General features: G+C 61.0%; 17 protein-coding genes. 9 read left to right on the forward strand and 8 right to left on the reverse strand.

Annotation, left to right across the window (positions count from 1 at the left end):
• Window positions 1-19 precede the first annotated feature (19 nt).
• Window positions 20-526 carry a Fur family transcriptional regulator gene (locus tag VJX68_RS16140; RefSeq protein ID WP_324096745.1) on the reverse strand — a complete coding sequence of 169 codons (507 nt, stop codon included), beginning with the start codon at window positions 524-526 and terminating at the stop codon, window positions 20-22.
• Between the two features lie 8 nt (window positions 527-534).
• Window positions 535-828 (reverse strand): hypothetical protein, encoded by a 294-nt coding sequence (locus VJX68_RS16145; RefSeq protein ID WP_324096746.1) that lies wholly within the window; start codon window positions 826-828, stop codon window positions 535-537.
• Window positions 829-932: 104 nt separating this feature from the next.
• Between VJX68_RS16145 and VJX68_RS16150 the strand changes: the two genes are divergently transcribed.
• Window positions 933-1,769, forward strand: a complete 837-nt coding sequence (locus tag VJX68_RS16150; RefSeq protein WP_324096747.1) for a universal stress protein — start codon at window positions 933-935, stop codon at window positions 1,767-1,769.
• Here VJX68_RS16150 and VJX68_RS16155 read toward each other — a convergent pair.
• Entirely contained in the window at window positions 1,766-2,404 is a 639-nt protein-coding gene (locus VJX68_RS16155; protein WP_324096748.1) for a DsbA family protein, read from the reverse strand. The genes VJX68_RS16150 and VJX68_RS16155 overlap by 4 nt on opposite strands.
• 84 nt (window positions 2,405-2,488) lie before the next feature.
• Between VJX68_RS16155 and VJX68_RS16160 the strand changes: the two genes are divergently transcribed.
• From VJX68_RS16160 to VJX68_RS16180, 5 genes are all read left to right on the forward strand, one after another.
• Complete coding sequence (locus VJX68_RS16160; RefSeq protein ID WP_324096749.1) at window positions 2,489-2,992, forward strand: NUDIX hydrolase; 504 nt, start codon at window positions 2,489-2,491, stop codon at window positions 2,990-2,992.
• Between the two features lie 14 nt (window positions 2,993-3,006).
• Window positions 3,007-3,474 (forward strand): VOC family protein, encoded by a 468-nt coding sequence (locus tag VJX68_RS16165; protein ID WP_324096750.1) that lies wholly within the window; start codon window positions 3,007-3,009, stop codon window positions 3,472-3,474.
• A gap of 636 nt (window positions 3,475-4,110) precedes the next feature.
• Window positions 4,111-5,877, forward strand: a complete 1,767-nt coding sequence (locus VJX68_RS16170; protein ID WP_324096751.1) for a gamma-glutamyltransferase family protein — start codon at window positions 4,111-4,113, stop codon at window positions 5,875-5,877.
• Between the two features lie 93 nt (window positions 5,878-5,970).
• A complete protein-coding gene (locus tag VJX68_RS16175; RefSeq protein ID WP_324096752.1) occupies window positions 5,971-7,290 on the forward strand; it encodes an adenylate/guanylate cyclase domain-containing protein in 1,320 nt (439 codons plus the stop codon).
• 713 nt (window positions 7,291-8,003) lie between these two features.
• Window positions 8,004-8,495: a hypothetical protein gene (locus tag VJX68_RS16180; protein ID WP_324096753.1), complete on the forward strand. Its 492-nt coding sequence runs from the start codon at window positions 8,004-8,006 to the stop codon at window positions 8,493-8,495.
• Between the two features lie 99 nt (window positions 8,496-8,594).
• Here VJX68_RS16180 and arsB read toward each other — a convergent pair whose 3' ends face one another.
• The 4 genes from arsB to VJX68_RS16200 are packed head-to-tail and all read right to left on the reverse strand — an operon-like array spanning window position 8,595 to window position 11,061.
• The gene (arsB, locus tag VJX68_RS16185; RefSeq protein WP_324096754.1) at window positions 8,595-9,686 is read right to left on the reverse strand and encodes an ACR3 family arsenite efflux transporter; all 1,092 of its coding nucleotides are present in this window, start codon (window positions 9,684-9,686) and stop codon (window positions 8,595-8,597) included.
• Window positions 9,683-10,195, reverse strand: a complete 513-nt coding sequence (locus VJX68_RS16190) for an arsenate reductase ArsC (protein WP_324096755.1) — start codon at window positions 10,193-10,195, stop codon at window positions 9,683-9,685. Before VJX68_RS16190 ends, arsB begins: the two co-directional genes overlap by 4 nt.
• Window positions 10,196-10,207: 12 nt before the next feature.
• On the reverse strand, window positions 10,208-10,687 hold the full coding sequence (locus VJX68_RS16195) for an ArsI/CadI family heavy metal resistance metalloenzyme (RefSeq protein ID WP_324096756.1): 480 nt from the start codon (window positions 10,685-10,687) through the stop codon (window positions 10,208-10,210).
• The gene (locus VJX68_RS16200) at window positions 10,684-11,061 is read right to left on the reverse strand and encodes an ArsR/SmtB family transcription factor (protein ID WP_324096757.1); all 378 of its coding nucleotides are present in this window, start codon (window positions 11,059-11,061) and stop codon (window positions 10,684-10,686) included. The genes VJX68_RS16195 and VJX68_RS16200 overlap by 4 nt, the downstream gene beginning before the upstream one ends.
• Before the next feature lie 598 nt (window positions 11,062-11,659).
• Here VJX68_RS16200 and VJX68_RS16205 point away from each other — a divergent pair.
• The 3 genes from VJX68_RS16205 (at window position 11,660) to VJX68_RS16215 (ending at window position 12,765) form a co-directional block, all read left to right on the forward strand.
• On the forward strand, window positions 11,660-12,013 hold the full coding sequence (locus tag VJX68_RS16205; RefSeq protein ID WP_324096758.1) for a glycine zipper domain-containing protein: 354 nt from the start codon (window positions 11,660-11,662) through the stop codon (window positions 12,011-12,013).
• 15 nt (window positions 12,014-12,028) lie between these two features.
• A complete protein-coding gene (locus tag VJX68_RS16210) occupies window positions 12,029-12,376 on the forward strand; it encodes a glycine zipper domain-containing protein (protein WP_324096759.1) in 348 nt (115 codons plus the stop codon).
• Window positions 12,377-12,441: 65 nt separating this feature from the next.
• Window positions 12,442-12,765 (forward strand): glycine zipper domain-containing protein, encoded by a 324-nt coding sequence (locus tag VJX68_RS16215; protein ID WP_324096760.1) that lies wholly within the window; start codon window positions 12,442-12,444, stop codon window positions 12,763-12,765.
• Between the two features lie 75 nt (window positions 12,766-12,840).
• On the opposite strand, the gene VJX68_RS16220 is transcribed toward VJX68_RS16215, so the two are convergent.
• The coding region (locus tag VJX68_RS16220) for a methylated-DNA--[protein]-cysteine S-methyltransferase (RefSeq protein ID WP_324096761.1) at window positions 12,841-13,591 on the reverse strand (751 nt) is incomplete at its 5' end.

Raw genomic sequence — 13,591 nt, forward strand, 5'->3', positions numbered from 1 at the left:
TTCGAGTGGCTATCTACGACTACATGCCCTGCTGAGCGTTGTCGCAATCGGAGCAGATTCCGTACAGTTCCATCTTGTGCCGGGTGAGAGTCACGCCGAGATCGCGGGCGACGATGGTTTGCATCCGCTCGATCGCGGCGTTCTCGAATTCGATAATCCGGCCGCATCGCTCGCAGATGAAATGATCGTGATGACGCTCGCCGACGGCCTCGTAACGCGCCTGGCCTTCATCGAAATGCCGCTCATACAACAGCGCGCATTCCTTGAGCAGGCGCAGCGTCCGGTAGATCGTCGCATAGCCGACGTGCGGGTTGATCTTCTTGACCTCGGCGTACAGTTCTTCGGCGCTGATATGATGACCGTGCTCGAAGAACACGCGCGCGATGTCGTCGCGCTGGCCGGTGGACTTGAGCCCGCGCTCCTTGAGGCGGGCGTGGAAGGTGAGCATCCGCTGTTCCGCGCTGATCGCGGGTTTGCGATCGATTACGGTGTGGCCAGGCGTGGCGCTTTCGCCGGGACGCGGCATCTCGGCACTCAGGATGGCGCATCTCCGAGGTGCACGATGCGCCGCGCCGCCGGGGACAGATACAAGGATTCGAAATCGCGCGAGCGCAGCGCTTCGGCAATTACTTCGAGCTGCTCCGCGGCAGGCTGATCGCGGTCGATGATGAGCAGGTTCTTCTCGCGCAGCCGGCATGCGCCGCCACGCGTGCGGTAGCCGATTTCGCGCATGATCTTCTCGCGACGGACCTCGAGCCCGACGCGCTGCGCAGCCTCGGCGAGCTCGTCCACGATTCTCATCATCCGCGCTTCACTCAGTTCGCTCATTTGATCCGCCCACCTGCACCATCGAATTCGGTTGCTACAACGCCGCCTCTTGAGGCATAACCGCGCGGCATGTTATCGCGGTAGCTGACGCGGAGGTTACGCGCTTGATCAAGAAAATCCTTGTCGGCATCGACACCTCCGATCATTCCAAAAACGCGCAACAGTACGCCTTCTACTTTGCGCGAATCTTCAATGCGTCGCTGATTGGATTGCATGTCGTCGATATCGTGTCGATCGAAGGCTCGTTTTTCCATGATATATCAGGTTCGCTCGGGCTGGAGCCATATCTGGATTTTTCGTCCAAGATGCGCGAGGTGCTGACCGCCCGCGGCCGCGGCGTGCTCGACGAATTTGCCGCCGCCGCGCGCCGCGAGAATCTGGCCGTCGAAACCGTGCTCGACATGGGCATCGTCGCCAACCAGATTTGCGATCGTGCGCGCAGCGCCGACCTCGTGATGATCGGCCATCGCGGGGTCAACGAAAAATTCTCAACCGGGTTGCTGGGTTCGACGGCGGAAAGCGTGGCGCGCAAATCTCCGCGCCAGTTGTTCATTTCGCCGAACAAGTTTCGCGAGGTCAAACGGCCCGTGCTTGCGTACGACGGCAGCGAACGTGCGTCGCGCGCGATGCGCTCGGCGGCGGAAATCGCCAACGGCCTCGGCGTTCCGATAACCGTCGTCACCTGCGCGCGCGATCCAAAACTCGGCGAGCGGACGCTGGCCGAGGCGCGCACCTACTTCGAAAATTACACGCCCAAGGCCGAGTTCAAGCTGTTGCAGGGCCACGCCAACGAGGAAATCGTGAAGTTCCTCAAGGAGCACGACGCCGACATGCTGTTCATCGGCGCCTACGGGCACAGCAGGATTATCGAGATGGTGCTCGGCTCGACCACAGAGTACGTGCTGCGCAACTCGCCGTGCCCGGTGTTCCTGGCGCGCTAGGCTTGCGGTTCCTCGGCGCGCTGACGGATGAAGCGGCCGAGCAGCAGGCGCATCGATTCGGTTGGCTGTATTCCAATCATCGGAAAATCCCCCAGGATAAACGTCGGGTAGCCGAGCGCGGAAAACTCGTCGGCCTCGCGCTTGTGCTCGTCGAGGCGTGCCATCATTGCTCCGCTGTCCAGCGCCGCGCGGAGCTTCGAGCGATCGAGGCCGGAACGTTCAGCAATCGCGTCGAGCACTTTGGGATCCGCGATGTCGGCGCCGTCGTCGAACGCCGCGCGAAAGACCGCGTCGTGATACGCTGCGAAAACGCCGGCGTCGCGCGCGACCTCCGATCCTTGCAGCGCGGGCATCGAATCGATCCAGCTCGACGGCGGCGCGACGCGAACGCCCGTCTCCGCCGCGACGAACAGCACTTTCTGACGCTCGCGCTCGCTAAGCACGCGGCCCGGTTTGGTACGGAAATCGCGCGCCGCGATCGGCACGCCCTTCCACAGCGCCTCGAAGCCGAGTTCGTCTTCGAGCGGAGTAACGATTCGCCACGCGATGTAGCAAAGCGTCGAGGCGTAGTCGAAATAAATCGGAATCCGCAGCCGGCTCATATTGCTGAGTTCGATAATCGCCCGTTCTGGCATTTCCTGCAATTGATGCTTGCGCGGCCCACGCGGCGCGCACATTCTTGATTCACAATGGCTTCAAATCGTCGTCCAGTTCTCAAATTGGGTGTCGTTGATTTCGGCGTCGAGACCGCGACGCTGCCCGGCGGCGTGCAGGTCGATCTCCCGGTCATCCGCCATCCGGGCGCGAGCGCGATCGTCGCGCTGTACTCCGACATGACGGTCGCGATGCTGCGCCAGTATCGTCACACCATCGGCGGCTGGATGCGCGAGATTCCCGCGGGATGCCGCAACGCCGGCGAGGCCCCGCTCGAATGCGCACGGCGCGAGCTGGGCGAAGAGGCGCGAGTCGCGGCCGCGCGATGGGACCAGCTCGGCTCGATCATCACGGTCCCGAGTTTCTGCGACGAGCGAATCGAGCTGTATCTCGCGCGCGAGTTGTCGGAGGGAGCGGGCAAGCTCGATCACGACGAGGTGATAACAGTCAGCCGCGTGCCGTTCGAGGAAACCTTCGCGATGATTCGCCGCGGCGATATCGTCGATGCGAAATCAATCGTCGCGCTGTATCGCGCCCGCGACTTTCTCGAGCAAGAGCGCCGCGGCTGAGGAGATTTTTTTTCGTGGCAATCGAAGTGTTAGGCGTCGAGCATATCGATCTGACGGTGAACGATATCGCGCGGGCGCGCGCGTTCTACGACAAGGTGCTGGGGGAACTCGGCTTTCGAAAATTCGAGGGCGCCGACTACATCCACTGGGCCAACGCGCAGATGACGATTGCGATTCGCCACGCGTCAGCCCCCAATCGCGACGCCTGCTTCGACCGCTACCGCGTCGGACTTCATCACCTGGCGCTTCGCGCGCGATCGCGCGCCGATGTCGACGCGTTCCACGATTTTCTGCTGCGCGAAAAGGTCGAGGTGCTCGACGCTCCCGCCGAGTATCCGCAGTACGGTGAAAACTACTACGCAGTTTTCTTCGCCGATCCAGACGGGATGAAGCTCGAACTCGTGCACTATCCGTGGGGTTACTGGCGCAGGGTGCAGACCGAGGATTACGACCCGCGGCCACGGTATGAAATGAAGAAGTAGGGCGGGCGGCACAACCACCCGGACCCGCAGGTCGAGGTTAGCCCGTAGCCCGCGCTACCCGGCCATCCATCGCTCCTTCACGGCGCATCGCGCCGCGCATCGGCTACTGAATGACTACTTCGTCCGGAAAGAGAAACGTGGTGGCGCCGTCGTCAAATTGCACCAGATACATGCGCCGGTCCAGATTATTTACCTCACGGATTATCCGTGGTTGTTCGCTGAATCGACTGCGCCCCTCGTGGTCGCGCACCGGTCTCTGCAGCTTGCAATGCTTTCCGATCAGTCTCTCAGTGTTTACACTCGTCATCATATACCTACCCCTCCGCTTCCTCCCGGTAATCAGGTCATCCACATCCTGCCCTCATGATACTAGCAAGCTTTGGGCCTAACATTTAGACGTCTGGGGAACACTTACGTTTCATTTGTCCAGAGCTGTGGAAAACCGTGCAGATCAACGATTTTCCGAGCTTTTGACTCGATTTGTGGATACACGCCGTGCTCTGCATTACGGATTCGAGAAGGAGCGATGCCCGAATAGAGGCACCTTTTTGCCAAATTCGGGTCGTGATAATCAGATAAGGATCGCGAGAAGAAATCGCGAAATTTCGGGTTCGAGCGCGAACAAGAATTAGCCAGATGCCTACACTATATCCGCTCGTCATGGGCCGCAGCGCGATGCTCGCGACGGAGCACTATCTTTCCGCCTCTGCCGGCGCGCGAATCTTCGCTTGTGGCGGCAATGCTATCGACGCTGCCATCGCTGCAACATTCGTCGAAGGGGTAGTCAACCCGCACATGCACACCATCGGCGGTGAGGCGCCGATGCTGATTTATCCCCCATCTGCCCGCCGCGTCGTTGCCATCAACGGCAATATGATGGCGCCCGCGCGCGCGACGATCGCCTACTTTCGCGCGCTCGGCCTCGAACTGATTCCCGGCGCTGGGCTGCTCGCAGCCGGCGTCCCCGCGGCCTTCGACGCGCTCGTCACTGCGCTCCGCGATTTCGGCACCAGGTCGCTCGCGGACGTGCTCGAGCCTGCATTGCAACTCGCGGGCGACGGCTTCCCGATGCACGTGGGATTGTCCGGCGATCCCAATCTTGCCGATGAGGCGTGGGGAGGGGCGGGCGCGTCACTGCGCAGCAACGCGAAACGCTTCCTTACCAAGTGGCCGTCTTCGGCGCGCGTCTATCTTCCCGACGGCAAAGTTCCGCTGCCGGGGAGCGTGCTCAAGAATCCCGCGCTCGCAAATTTTTTCAAGCGCGTGCTCGACGCCGAGTCATCGGCGAAGAATCGCGGGCGCGAGGCCGGCCTCGACGCGGCGCGCGAGCGTTTCTATCGTGGCGACATCGCGCGCGACATCGTCGCGTGGTCCGACGCCAATGGCGGCTTGCTTGCCGCCTCCGACCTCGCGCGCTTCACGACGCGCGTAGAATCGCCAGCGAGCGCCGACTATCGCGGCGTCACCGTCTTCAAGTGCGGGCCGTGGTCGCAGGGGCCAGTATTTTTGCAGCAGCTCAAGTTGCTCGAAGGCTTCGACCTCACCGCGATGGGCCACAACTCCGCCGACTACATCCATACCGTCATCGAGGCCGCCAAGCTCTCGTTCGCCGACCGCGAGGCATACTACGGCGATCCCGAATTCATCGACGTTCCTCTCGCCGGATTACTGAGCGATCGCTACGCCGCAATTCGCCGCGAGCTTATCGACTCCGCGCACGCCTCGATGGATCAGCGGCCGGGCGATCCGGTCGCGATGCGTGCGATCCGCGACGGCGCCGCGACCGGCGCGCGTCCATGGGGCGCAGGCACGATTCACGTCACGGCGGCAGACCGCGACGGCAACATGATCGCCGTCACGGCGAGCGGCGGATGGATTCCGAGCTCGCCTGTGATAGATGCGTTGGGCTTTCCGCTGGGCACGCGGATGCAGACTTTTTATCTCGACGAGCGCCATCCCAATTCGCTCGCTCCCGGCAAGCGTCCGCGCACCACGCTGTCGCCGTCGCTCGCGATGGTGAAGGGCGAGTCGTATCTCGCATTCGGCACGCCCGGCGGCGATCAGCAGGATCAATGGACGCTGCAATTTTTCCTGAACGTCGTCGATTTCGGGATGGACCTGCAAGCCGCAATCGAGGCGCCCAAGTTCTCGACGCCGCATTTCCCCTCGACGTTCTATCCGCACGGCAATAGCCCCGGCGTCGTGCGCATCGAGGATCGAGTGCCGGCCACCGTGCGCGACACGCTAGCCGCGCGCGGCCACAAGATTGAAGTCCGCTCGCCATGGTCCGAAGGTCACGTGCTGGGGGTGCAAATCAACACCAAGACCGGCGTGCTAGCAGGCGGCGCTGATCCTCGTGGCCAAGCGGCCCTGGTAATGCCCGCGCGAGTGATTGGCTGGTAGGAGAAGCCGCTCCTGCATTTCAATCCGGCTTCGTCTTGCCTATGATTTGATTTTTCCACATCCTGCCAAAGGATGGCGGCGGGAGGGCACGGCATGGAAGCCCGAACCAAGTACGCCAAGAGTGGCGATGTTCACATCGCTTACAGCATTTTCGGTGATGGCCCACGTGACATCGTGCTGATGCCGGGAACGCTCTCGCACGTCGAACTCTACTGGGAACTGCCGGCGAACGAGTACATTCTGAAGAGGCTCACCTCTTTCGCGCGGGTAATCGTGTTCGACAAACGCGGCCAAGGGCTCTCCGACCGCGTCGCCGAGCAGACCCTCGAAGAACGAATTGGTGATGTGCGAGCGGTATTGGATGCGGCCGGTTCGAAGCGCGCGACGGTCTTTGCGTGGTCTGAAGGCGGCCCGATGGCATTGTTGTTCGCCGCCACCTACCCCGAGCGAACTTCGGCTCTGGTGATGTTCGGCACCTTTGCGTCGATGAAAGCGGAACCATGGGCATTGCGCCAGGAGCGATTCGATCGATTCCTTGGCGCACTGGACGCGCACTGGGGCGAGGGCGTCCTGGTCGGTCTCAATGCGCCGAGCATGCGCGAGGACAAAGCCTTCGTCCAATGGTTTGGCCGGCTTGAGCGCGCCTCGGCGAGTCCGGGCGCTATCCAAGCGCTGTTTCGAGCCGACTACGAAAGCGATGTCCGTCACGTGCTGCCCTCGATCCAAGTGCCGACCCTGATCCTCCATCGCAAGGGTGATTCGCTGGTCCCAATCGCAGTCGGGCGCGACCTGGCTCAGAAGATACCTGGAGCGAAGTATGTCGAGCTCCCTGGTGAGGATCATCTGCTCCAGTCCCTCAATCAGGATGATCTGGACCTCCTGCTCGACGAGGTCGAGGAATTCATTACCGGCGCGCGCCATCGTCCGGACACGGACCGGGTGCTCGCCACCGTGATGTTCACCGATATAGTCCGCTCCACCGAGCGCGCCGCCGAGATGGGCGACTTGAGATGGCGCGGGCTGCTCAACGACTACTATACAGCGGTGCGAAAGGAACTAACCGTTTTCCGCGGCCGCGAGGTTAATACCGCCGGTGACGGTCTACTCGCCACTTTCGACGGGCCGAATCGGGCGATACGATGCGCCTGTTCGGTGCGCGAAAGACTGCGCCCGCTGGGACTGGAGGTCCGCACCGGGCTTCACACTGGCGAGTGCGAGTTGATCGGCGACGATGTTGGCGGTATCGCGGTGCATATTGCGGCGCGTGTCGCGGCCATGGCCGAACCGGACGAAGTGCTGGTTTCCAGCACCGTCCGAGACCTTGTCGCCGGCTCGGGTCTGCGGTTCGCCGACCGGGGCATGCATGCCCTCAAGGGCGTGCCCGACGAATGGCGCCTGTTTCTTGTTGAGTAGGGCCGCGATTCGAGCTCTCGCAATTGGTGCCGCATGCTGTCACTAGCCTGTCGCTATTTGTCGGTCGCGCGGCGGCCTGATATTCCAGCGGCATGACTATCCGCCACGCTGCCGCGCTGGCGCTGGTGGGCTGGTACTTGATGGTCCCGCCCGTAATTCCGGGCACCGGTGAGGTGAACCAGAGCGTTCCGCTTAGCCAATGGACAATCAGACGCCGGTTTCCCCATAACCAAGGGTGCGAGGCCGCGAAAGCGCGCCTGCACGATCAAGTTCTGGCCGCCCAGACTCAAAACGATGCGGCAAACCCGCGGCGTGTCGAACGAAATCCTGAAGTGCACTGCATTCTCTGTAACGCACAATGCGTCGCAGAGGACGACCCTCGCCTCAAATCGAAATAAGCGATTTTGCTTTTCGGATCGATCCTGGCCTCGCCCTATCCCAGACGATGATGCTTCAAGACGGCGACGGCTTCATCCGCGAACTATTATCTTGAGAGTTAGCGACGCTGATTGCATCCAATCGACACAGAGCTGAAGAAAAATGGCGCCGTAGGAATCTGGTTTTCTGTTTCGGAAAAGCTGAAATGAAGCATTCTCGGAGAATAGACTAACGGCACGTCTTATGCAGAAACCTTCAGCAAGAAGATGTGTAATTAAATACGAATGGGCGGCGATGGAATCCTGTAGTTAGGGAAATCGAAACAGGAGAGGCCGATGACCGGTAAAATTTGGCTGGTTGTTGAATTGCTGCTGGTTCTGATCTGTGGGCTCACGATCCAAGCCTGCTTCGAGGAGCAGACTTATGGGCCCGCTCCTTATGGACCGGCTCCTTATGTGGGCTACGGCTCGTCGTGTGCGGCTGCGCAGAGAGTCCAGAACACCTATTGGAGAGATCGCAACACTGGCCATCCCGCGGCCGCCGCCCAACTAATGAGTGAAAATGAATGGGCGTTCCGCGGCGCCTGCAGCGGCGGATACGAGTGGCCTTTAGTCACCGCCGTTCCTTATACCGCGTATGGGCCATACGGTGTGTATAGCAATGGTGACTACGACCGGGATCACCATTGGCACAATTCAGACTGGTGGGTTGACCACGATCGCAACTGGGTCGGGCAGCATCATCCGAACTGGGTAACGCAAAGCAAGCATCACGATACCGATCACGGCAAGGGCCATGGCCAGACCTATGGCCAAGACAAGCAGTAGCTTCTCGCGATCAGAAGTGGCGCAACCGGACTCGCCCGAATCCGATCTGCAACTTTACCGCGGACGGCAAGCCCTTATCACGGGTGAGCAATTGCCTAGCTAGGCGCTCTTGGCGTCGCGGCGGTCGGGCAAATCTATTGCGCCCGGCGACGTCGGAAAATAACTGCGCCGAGCCCATCGGGCGACATCCACCAGGCCGATCATTACCGGGACCTCGATCAGCGGGCCGATTACGGCGGCAAATGCTGCGCCGCTGTCGATGCCGAAGGTTGCGACCGCGACTGCGATTGCCAGCTCGAAATTGTTGGACGCCGCTGTGAAAGACAGCGTCGCCGTCTGCGGATAGGTTGCGCCGACGGCGCGACTGAGGATGAAGGAAAGCGTGAACATGATCGTGAAGTAGAGCAGCAGCGGAACCGCGATGCGGACCACGTCGAGCGGCAGATGCACGATATTCGCGCCCTTGATCGAAAACATTACGACGATGGTGAAGAGAAGAAAGACAAGCGTGAGCGGACTGATCATCGGAACGAAACGCTCGCGATACCAGGCCTTGCCCATCCGCGCGGTAAGGATCTTCCAGGTCGCGAAGCCCGCGACGAACGGCACGCCCAGGTAGATGCCGACGCTTTGCGCGATCTGGCCGATCGTGATTTGAACGACTGCGCCGCCCAAGCCGAGCCATCTCGGGACCAGCGTCACGAATACAAACGCATAGAGCGAAAAGAAAAGCACCTGGAAGATCGAATTGAACGCAACCAGTCCGGCGCAATACTCCGTGTCGCCATCGGCGAGGTCGTTCCACACGATTACCATCGCGATACATCGCGCCAGCCCGATGATGATCAGGCCGGTCATATACTCAGGACGATCGCGGAGAAATATCACCGCGAGTGCGAACATCAGGATCGGACCGATGATCCAGTTCTGGGCCAGCGAGAGGCCGAGGATTTTCCAATCGCGAAAGACATCTCCCAGCTCGTCGTAATTCACCTTCGCCAGCGGCGGGTACATCATCAGGATGAGTCCGAGCGCGATTGGTATCGAGGTGGTGCCCACACTCAGGCGATCGAAGACAGTCCTCACGCCGGGCGCCGCCGCTCCGAGCGCGATCCCGGCCGCCATCGCGAGGAAAATCCACAGCGTCAAGTAGCGGTCGAGAAACGAGAGCCGGCGAACGATCGGAGTCATTTGGTTTCCGGTAACTTGACGGTTCCGATCTCCCTGACGCGGCGTTCGAGTGCGAAGCGGTCGAGCGAGTCGAATGGAAGGCTGCTGAAGATTTTTATCCGGTTTTCAAGCTCGGTATAGATTCTGAAGAAGAAGCGGCGTTTGGCTTCATCAGTTCCCACGAAGGCCGCGGGATCAGTAGCGCCCCAATGCGCCGTGATCGGCTGTCCCGGCCATACCGGACACATTTCGCCCGAGATTTTGTCGCAGACCGTGAAGACGAAATCCAGTGGGGTGCTGTCCGCCCGCGCGAACTCGTCCCAGCTCTTGCTGCGCAACGCGGACGTTTCGTAGTTCAGCTCATTGAGCAGTTGAAGCGCCACCGGATGAACCGCTCCGGTCGGGTGGCTGCCGGCGCTGAATGCCTTGAACTTCCCTTTGCCCCATCGATTCATTGCACATTCCGCCATGATGCTACGCGCGGAATTTCCGGTGCAAAGGAACAGAACGTTGAATTCCCGATTCGCCATCGGCGTAAGCGCTCAGGCGCCGGTCTTTGCGCCGCAGCAAGCGCCGGCCGGCGCAGGCGTCACGCAGCACGCGCTTGCAGGCGCAACTTTCTTCGCCCCGGTGACGGGCCTCAGCTCCTCGCCGTACACCGTAGTCTCGCCCATCGTGAAGAAGGTTTCCCACGACAGCCCATTCGGATCGGTCGCCCATGCCTTGTCCGAGCGCGCGTAGCAGCAGGCCGCGTCGCGCTGTTCCACCACAGTCTCCCGTGCGGTCTTCAAACGGCCGGCAATCTCGCGCAATTCGTCGGGAGTCTCGACCTGGACTCCCAGATGATCGAGTCCCGTCGCGCGCCCGAAGGTGGACACGGCGAAGTTCACGCGCGGGTCTTCGAGCATCCACTTGGCGTAGTCGGGTTTCACCACCGACGGCTCGACGCCGAACATGGTCGAGTAGAATTTGATCGACTCGGGGATTTCCTTGACCGCGACGTGTATGTGCATGCGTTTCATGCGCTCACCTTTTCTCTCTCCGCCGAGCGGAGTTGTTTGCCGTTAATCGCTCGCGCGGGCTTGCAGGCCGCCGGTGCGCATAGTTCAGCCTGGCCACGGCAGCAGTTTTCGGTCAGGTAGGAAATCAAATCGGTCATCGCCTTGAAGTCGGCGCTGTAGATGATCGAGCGGCTGTCGCGCCGACAGGTCACCAGCCCCGCGTGTTTCAGGTGGTTCAGATGGAACGAGAGCGTGGGAGAAGGAACGCCGAGCCGCGCGCCGATTTCGCCGGCCGGCAAGCCTTCGGGCCCGCTCTGCACCAGCATCCGGAAGACGTCGAGTCGAGACTCCTGCGCCAACGCGGCGAGCGCGGCGATGGTTTTTTCTTTCTTCATATTTCCACAAGTATCGAATAATCGAATTAGGGTCAAGGGCCTTCCGTGCGGAAGCGGAATCTTGAATCGCGCACGAAAAAAATCGCCCTCACCCGCGCCTTCAGCGCGGCCTCTCCCGCAACAAAGCGGGCGAGGCGAATAATCGGTGGCGCGGAACGCGACACCCTAACTCGACACTCACCTTCATCCTTTCCTAACAGTTCGGGCGGTGCACAGATGAGTTTGGCGGATGAGGGAGAGGAAACGGAGTCAGACATTCGAATGAAGCGGCGTCTTACCTATGATTCTCCCGCGATGATCAGAATCGCGAAACGTGCGATGATTGCGACTGCGCGGCTGACGCTCGGACCGTGAATCTTCGCCGTGTTGCCCTGACGGTTGCGGCAGGGGTCGAAGATGAATATTCGTTTACGGCGATGTGCTAGAGTAGGAAATCGGTAAAAATTTCAATGCTGCAGCCGATGTTCGAAATGGTTGATTGCCCACACAGAAGGTAGAAAACTAGCGGCGTCTGAATAAACTCGCCTGCTGCCGGCTGGGAAAATAACCGCAGCGACCTGCAGGCATGAAAACTGCTGAATATGTAAGGAGGAAGCTCGTGCGGACAAACGCGGTATCGATAATCAAAGGTCTGCTCGTGGCGGTTGCGATCGTGACAGTCGTGGGATGCTCGGGGCAGCCCCTCTCGACACGTGAGAAGGGCACGTTTATCGGAACGGGTGTCGGAGCCGCGACCGGTGCGATCATCGGCGCTGCAGTTGGCAACCCGTTGGCGGGCGCGGCAATCGGCGGCGGTATCGGCGCATTGGGCGGATACGCGGTCGGCAACGAGATGCAGAATCAGGAAACCGCCAACGCTCAGACTCAGGCGCAGATTCAGAGTCAGCAACAGCAGATCCAGAGCCAGCAGCAGCAGATTCAACAGTTGAAGAGTCAAGGCGAAACCGAATAGCTGCGGAGAAGGACAGTGCGCAAACACAGGATCATGTTGGGTTCGTTGGCCCTGGCCGGGCTTTTCCTTGTCGCCGGATGTTCGGGTGCACCGATGTCCACCCGTGAAGAAGGCACCCTGGGCGGTGCGGGTATCGGCGCGGCCACCGGCGCGATCATCGGTGCGGCAGTCGGCGCGCCCCTGGCAGGCGCCGCCATCGGCACGGCCGTCGGCGGCGTAGGCGGCTTCGCAGTCGGCAACGCGATGCAGAACAACGAGAACGCCAACGCTCAGACCCAGGCGCAGGTCCAGCAGCAGCAACAACAGTTGGAAGAGCAGCGTCAACAGATTCAACAATTGAAGGGGCAACAGGAAACCGAATAGCTTCGCTGACGTATAGTCATTGGAAGATGGAGGTTCTCATTATGCGCAAACGTGTAGGAATGTTAATGAGTCTGGCGCTGGCGGGAACACTCGTTCTTGCGGGATGCTCGGGGCAGCCGCTCTCGACTCGTGAAGAAGGCACCTTGGGCGGCACGGCGCTGGGCGCGGGTACCGGGGCGATCGTAGGTGCCGCTGTGGGCCATCCTCTCGCGGGGGCTGCGATCGGTGGCGTTCTGGGCGGTGGTACCGGCTATGTAGTCGGCAATTCGATGCAGAACCAGGAAAACGCCAACGCACAGACCCAGCAGCAGGTGCAGTCGCAACAGCAGGAGATCGAGAATCAACGCCAGCAGATCCAACAGTTGAAGTCGCAGTCGGAAACCGAGTAACCGGTCCGCGCGATTGAACAAGAGAGGGCGGCGCCGCATCTGGCGTCGCTCTTTTTGTTTCTCACCCGGCCCGAGTCACGTCGGCTTGCAGAGCTTGCACGCTCTCAACCCTTCATGTTTGGCGCAGGTTGAATCCGCGAAGATCAGCACCTTCGACGGATCCGCGCGAAGTCCCGCCGAACAGTCGGGCCGGCAGTAGATTCCAGTGCGTCGATGCCCCATCACGGCGCGCGACGGCAACCGCAGGTCGCGCCCGAGGTCGAATCCTTCCGCGCGCAGCAGCTTGAGCTTGTTGTCCACACCGCCGCCGTAGTTGCCGATCGTTCCGTCGGAGCGAATCACGCGATGACACGGCACGAAGATCGGAATCGGATTCGTCGCCATCGTGTTGCCGATCGCGCGCTGGCTGTCCGGCTGTCCAACTGTCGCGGCCAGCCCCTGATAAGTGATCACCGCACCGGGCGGGACCTTGCGCAGCGAGGTGTACGCGCGGCGCTGGAAGTCGCTGTCGACCAAGCTCAAATCCACCGGACGCGCCGTCGCGTTGAAGTCGCCCTCGAACACGCGACCGATTTCCGCTTCGATCCGGCGGGCACTCGCCTCGTTCTCGATCAGATCGAACTTCCTGCGCAGCTGCTCGAGCGTCCGCTCGCCGCCGCTTATGAAAAGAAAGTGAATCGCCGCCAGGCCGCGGTCGCTCTCCGCCACCAGCAGACGGCCAAGTGGCGACGGGATCACGCCGACCCGCGCCTGCGGCCGCCGGATGATCTTCATCGCGCGCTCGATTCGCGGCCGCGTCTGTCCAATCATCGCGTCGATAGCGCGG

It is taken from the genome of Binatus sp. (SeqCode) (genome assembly GCF_035272065.1).
GTDB lineage: Bacteria > Desulfobacterota > Binatia > Binatales > Binataceae > Binatus.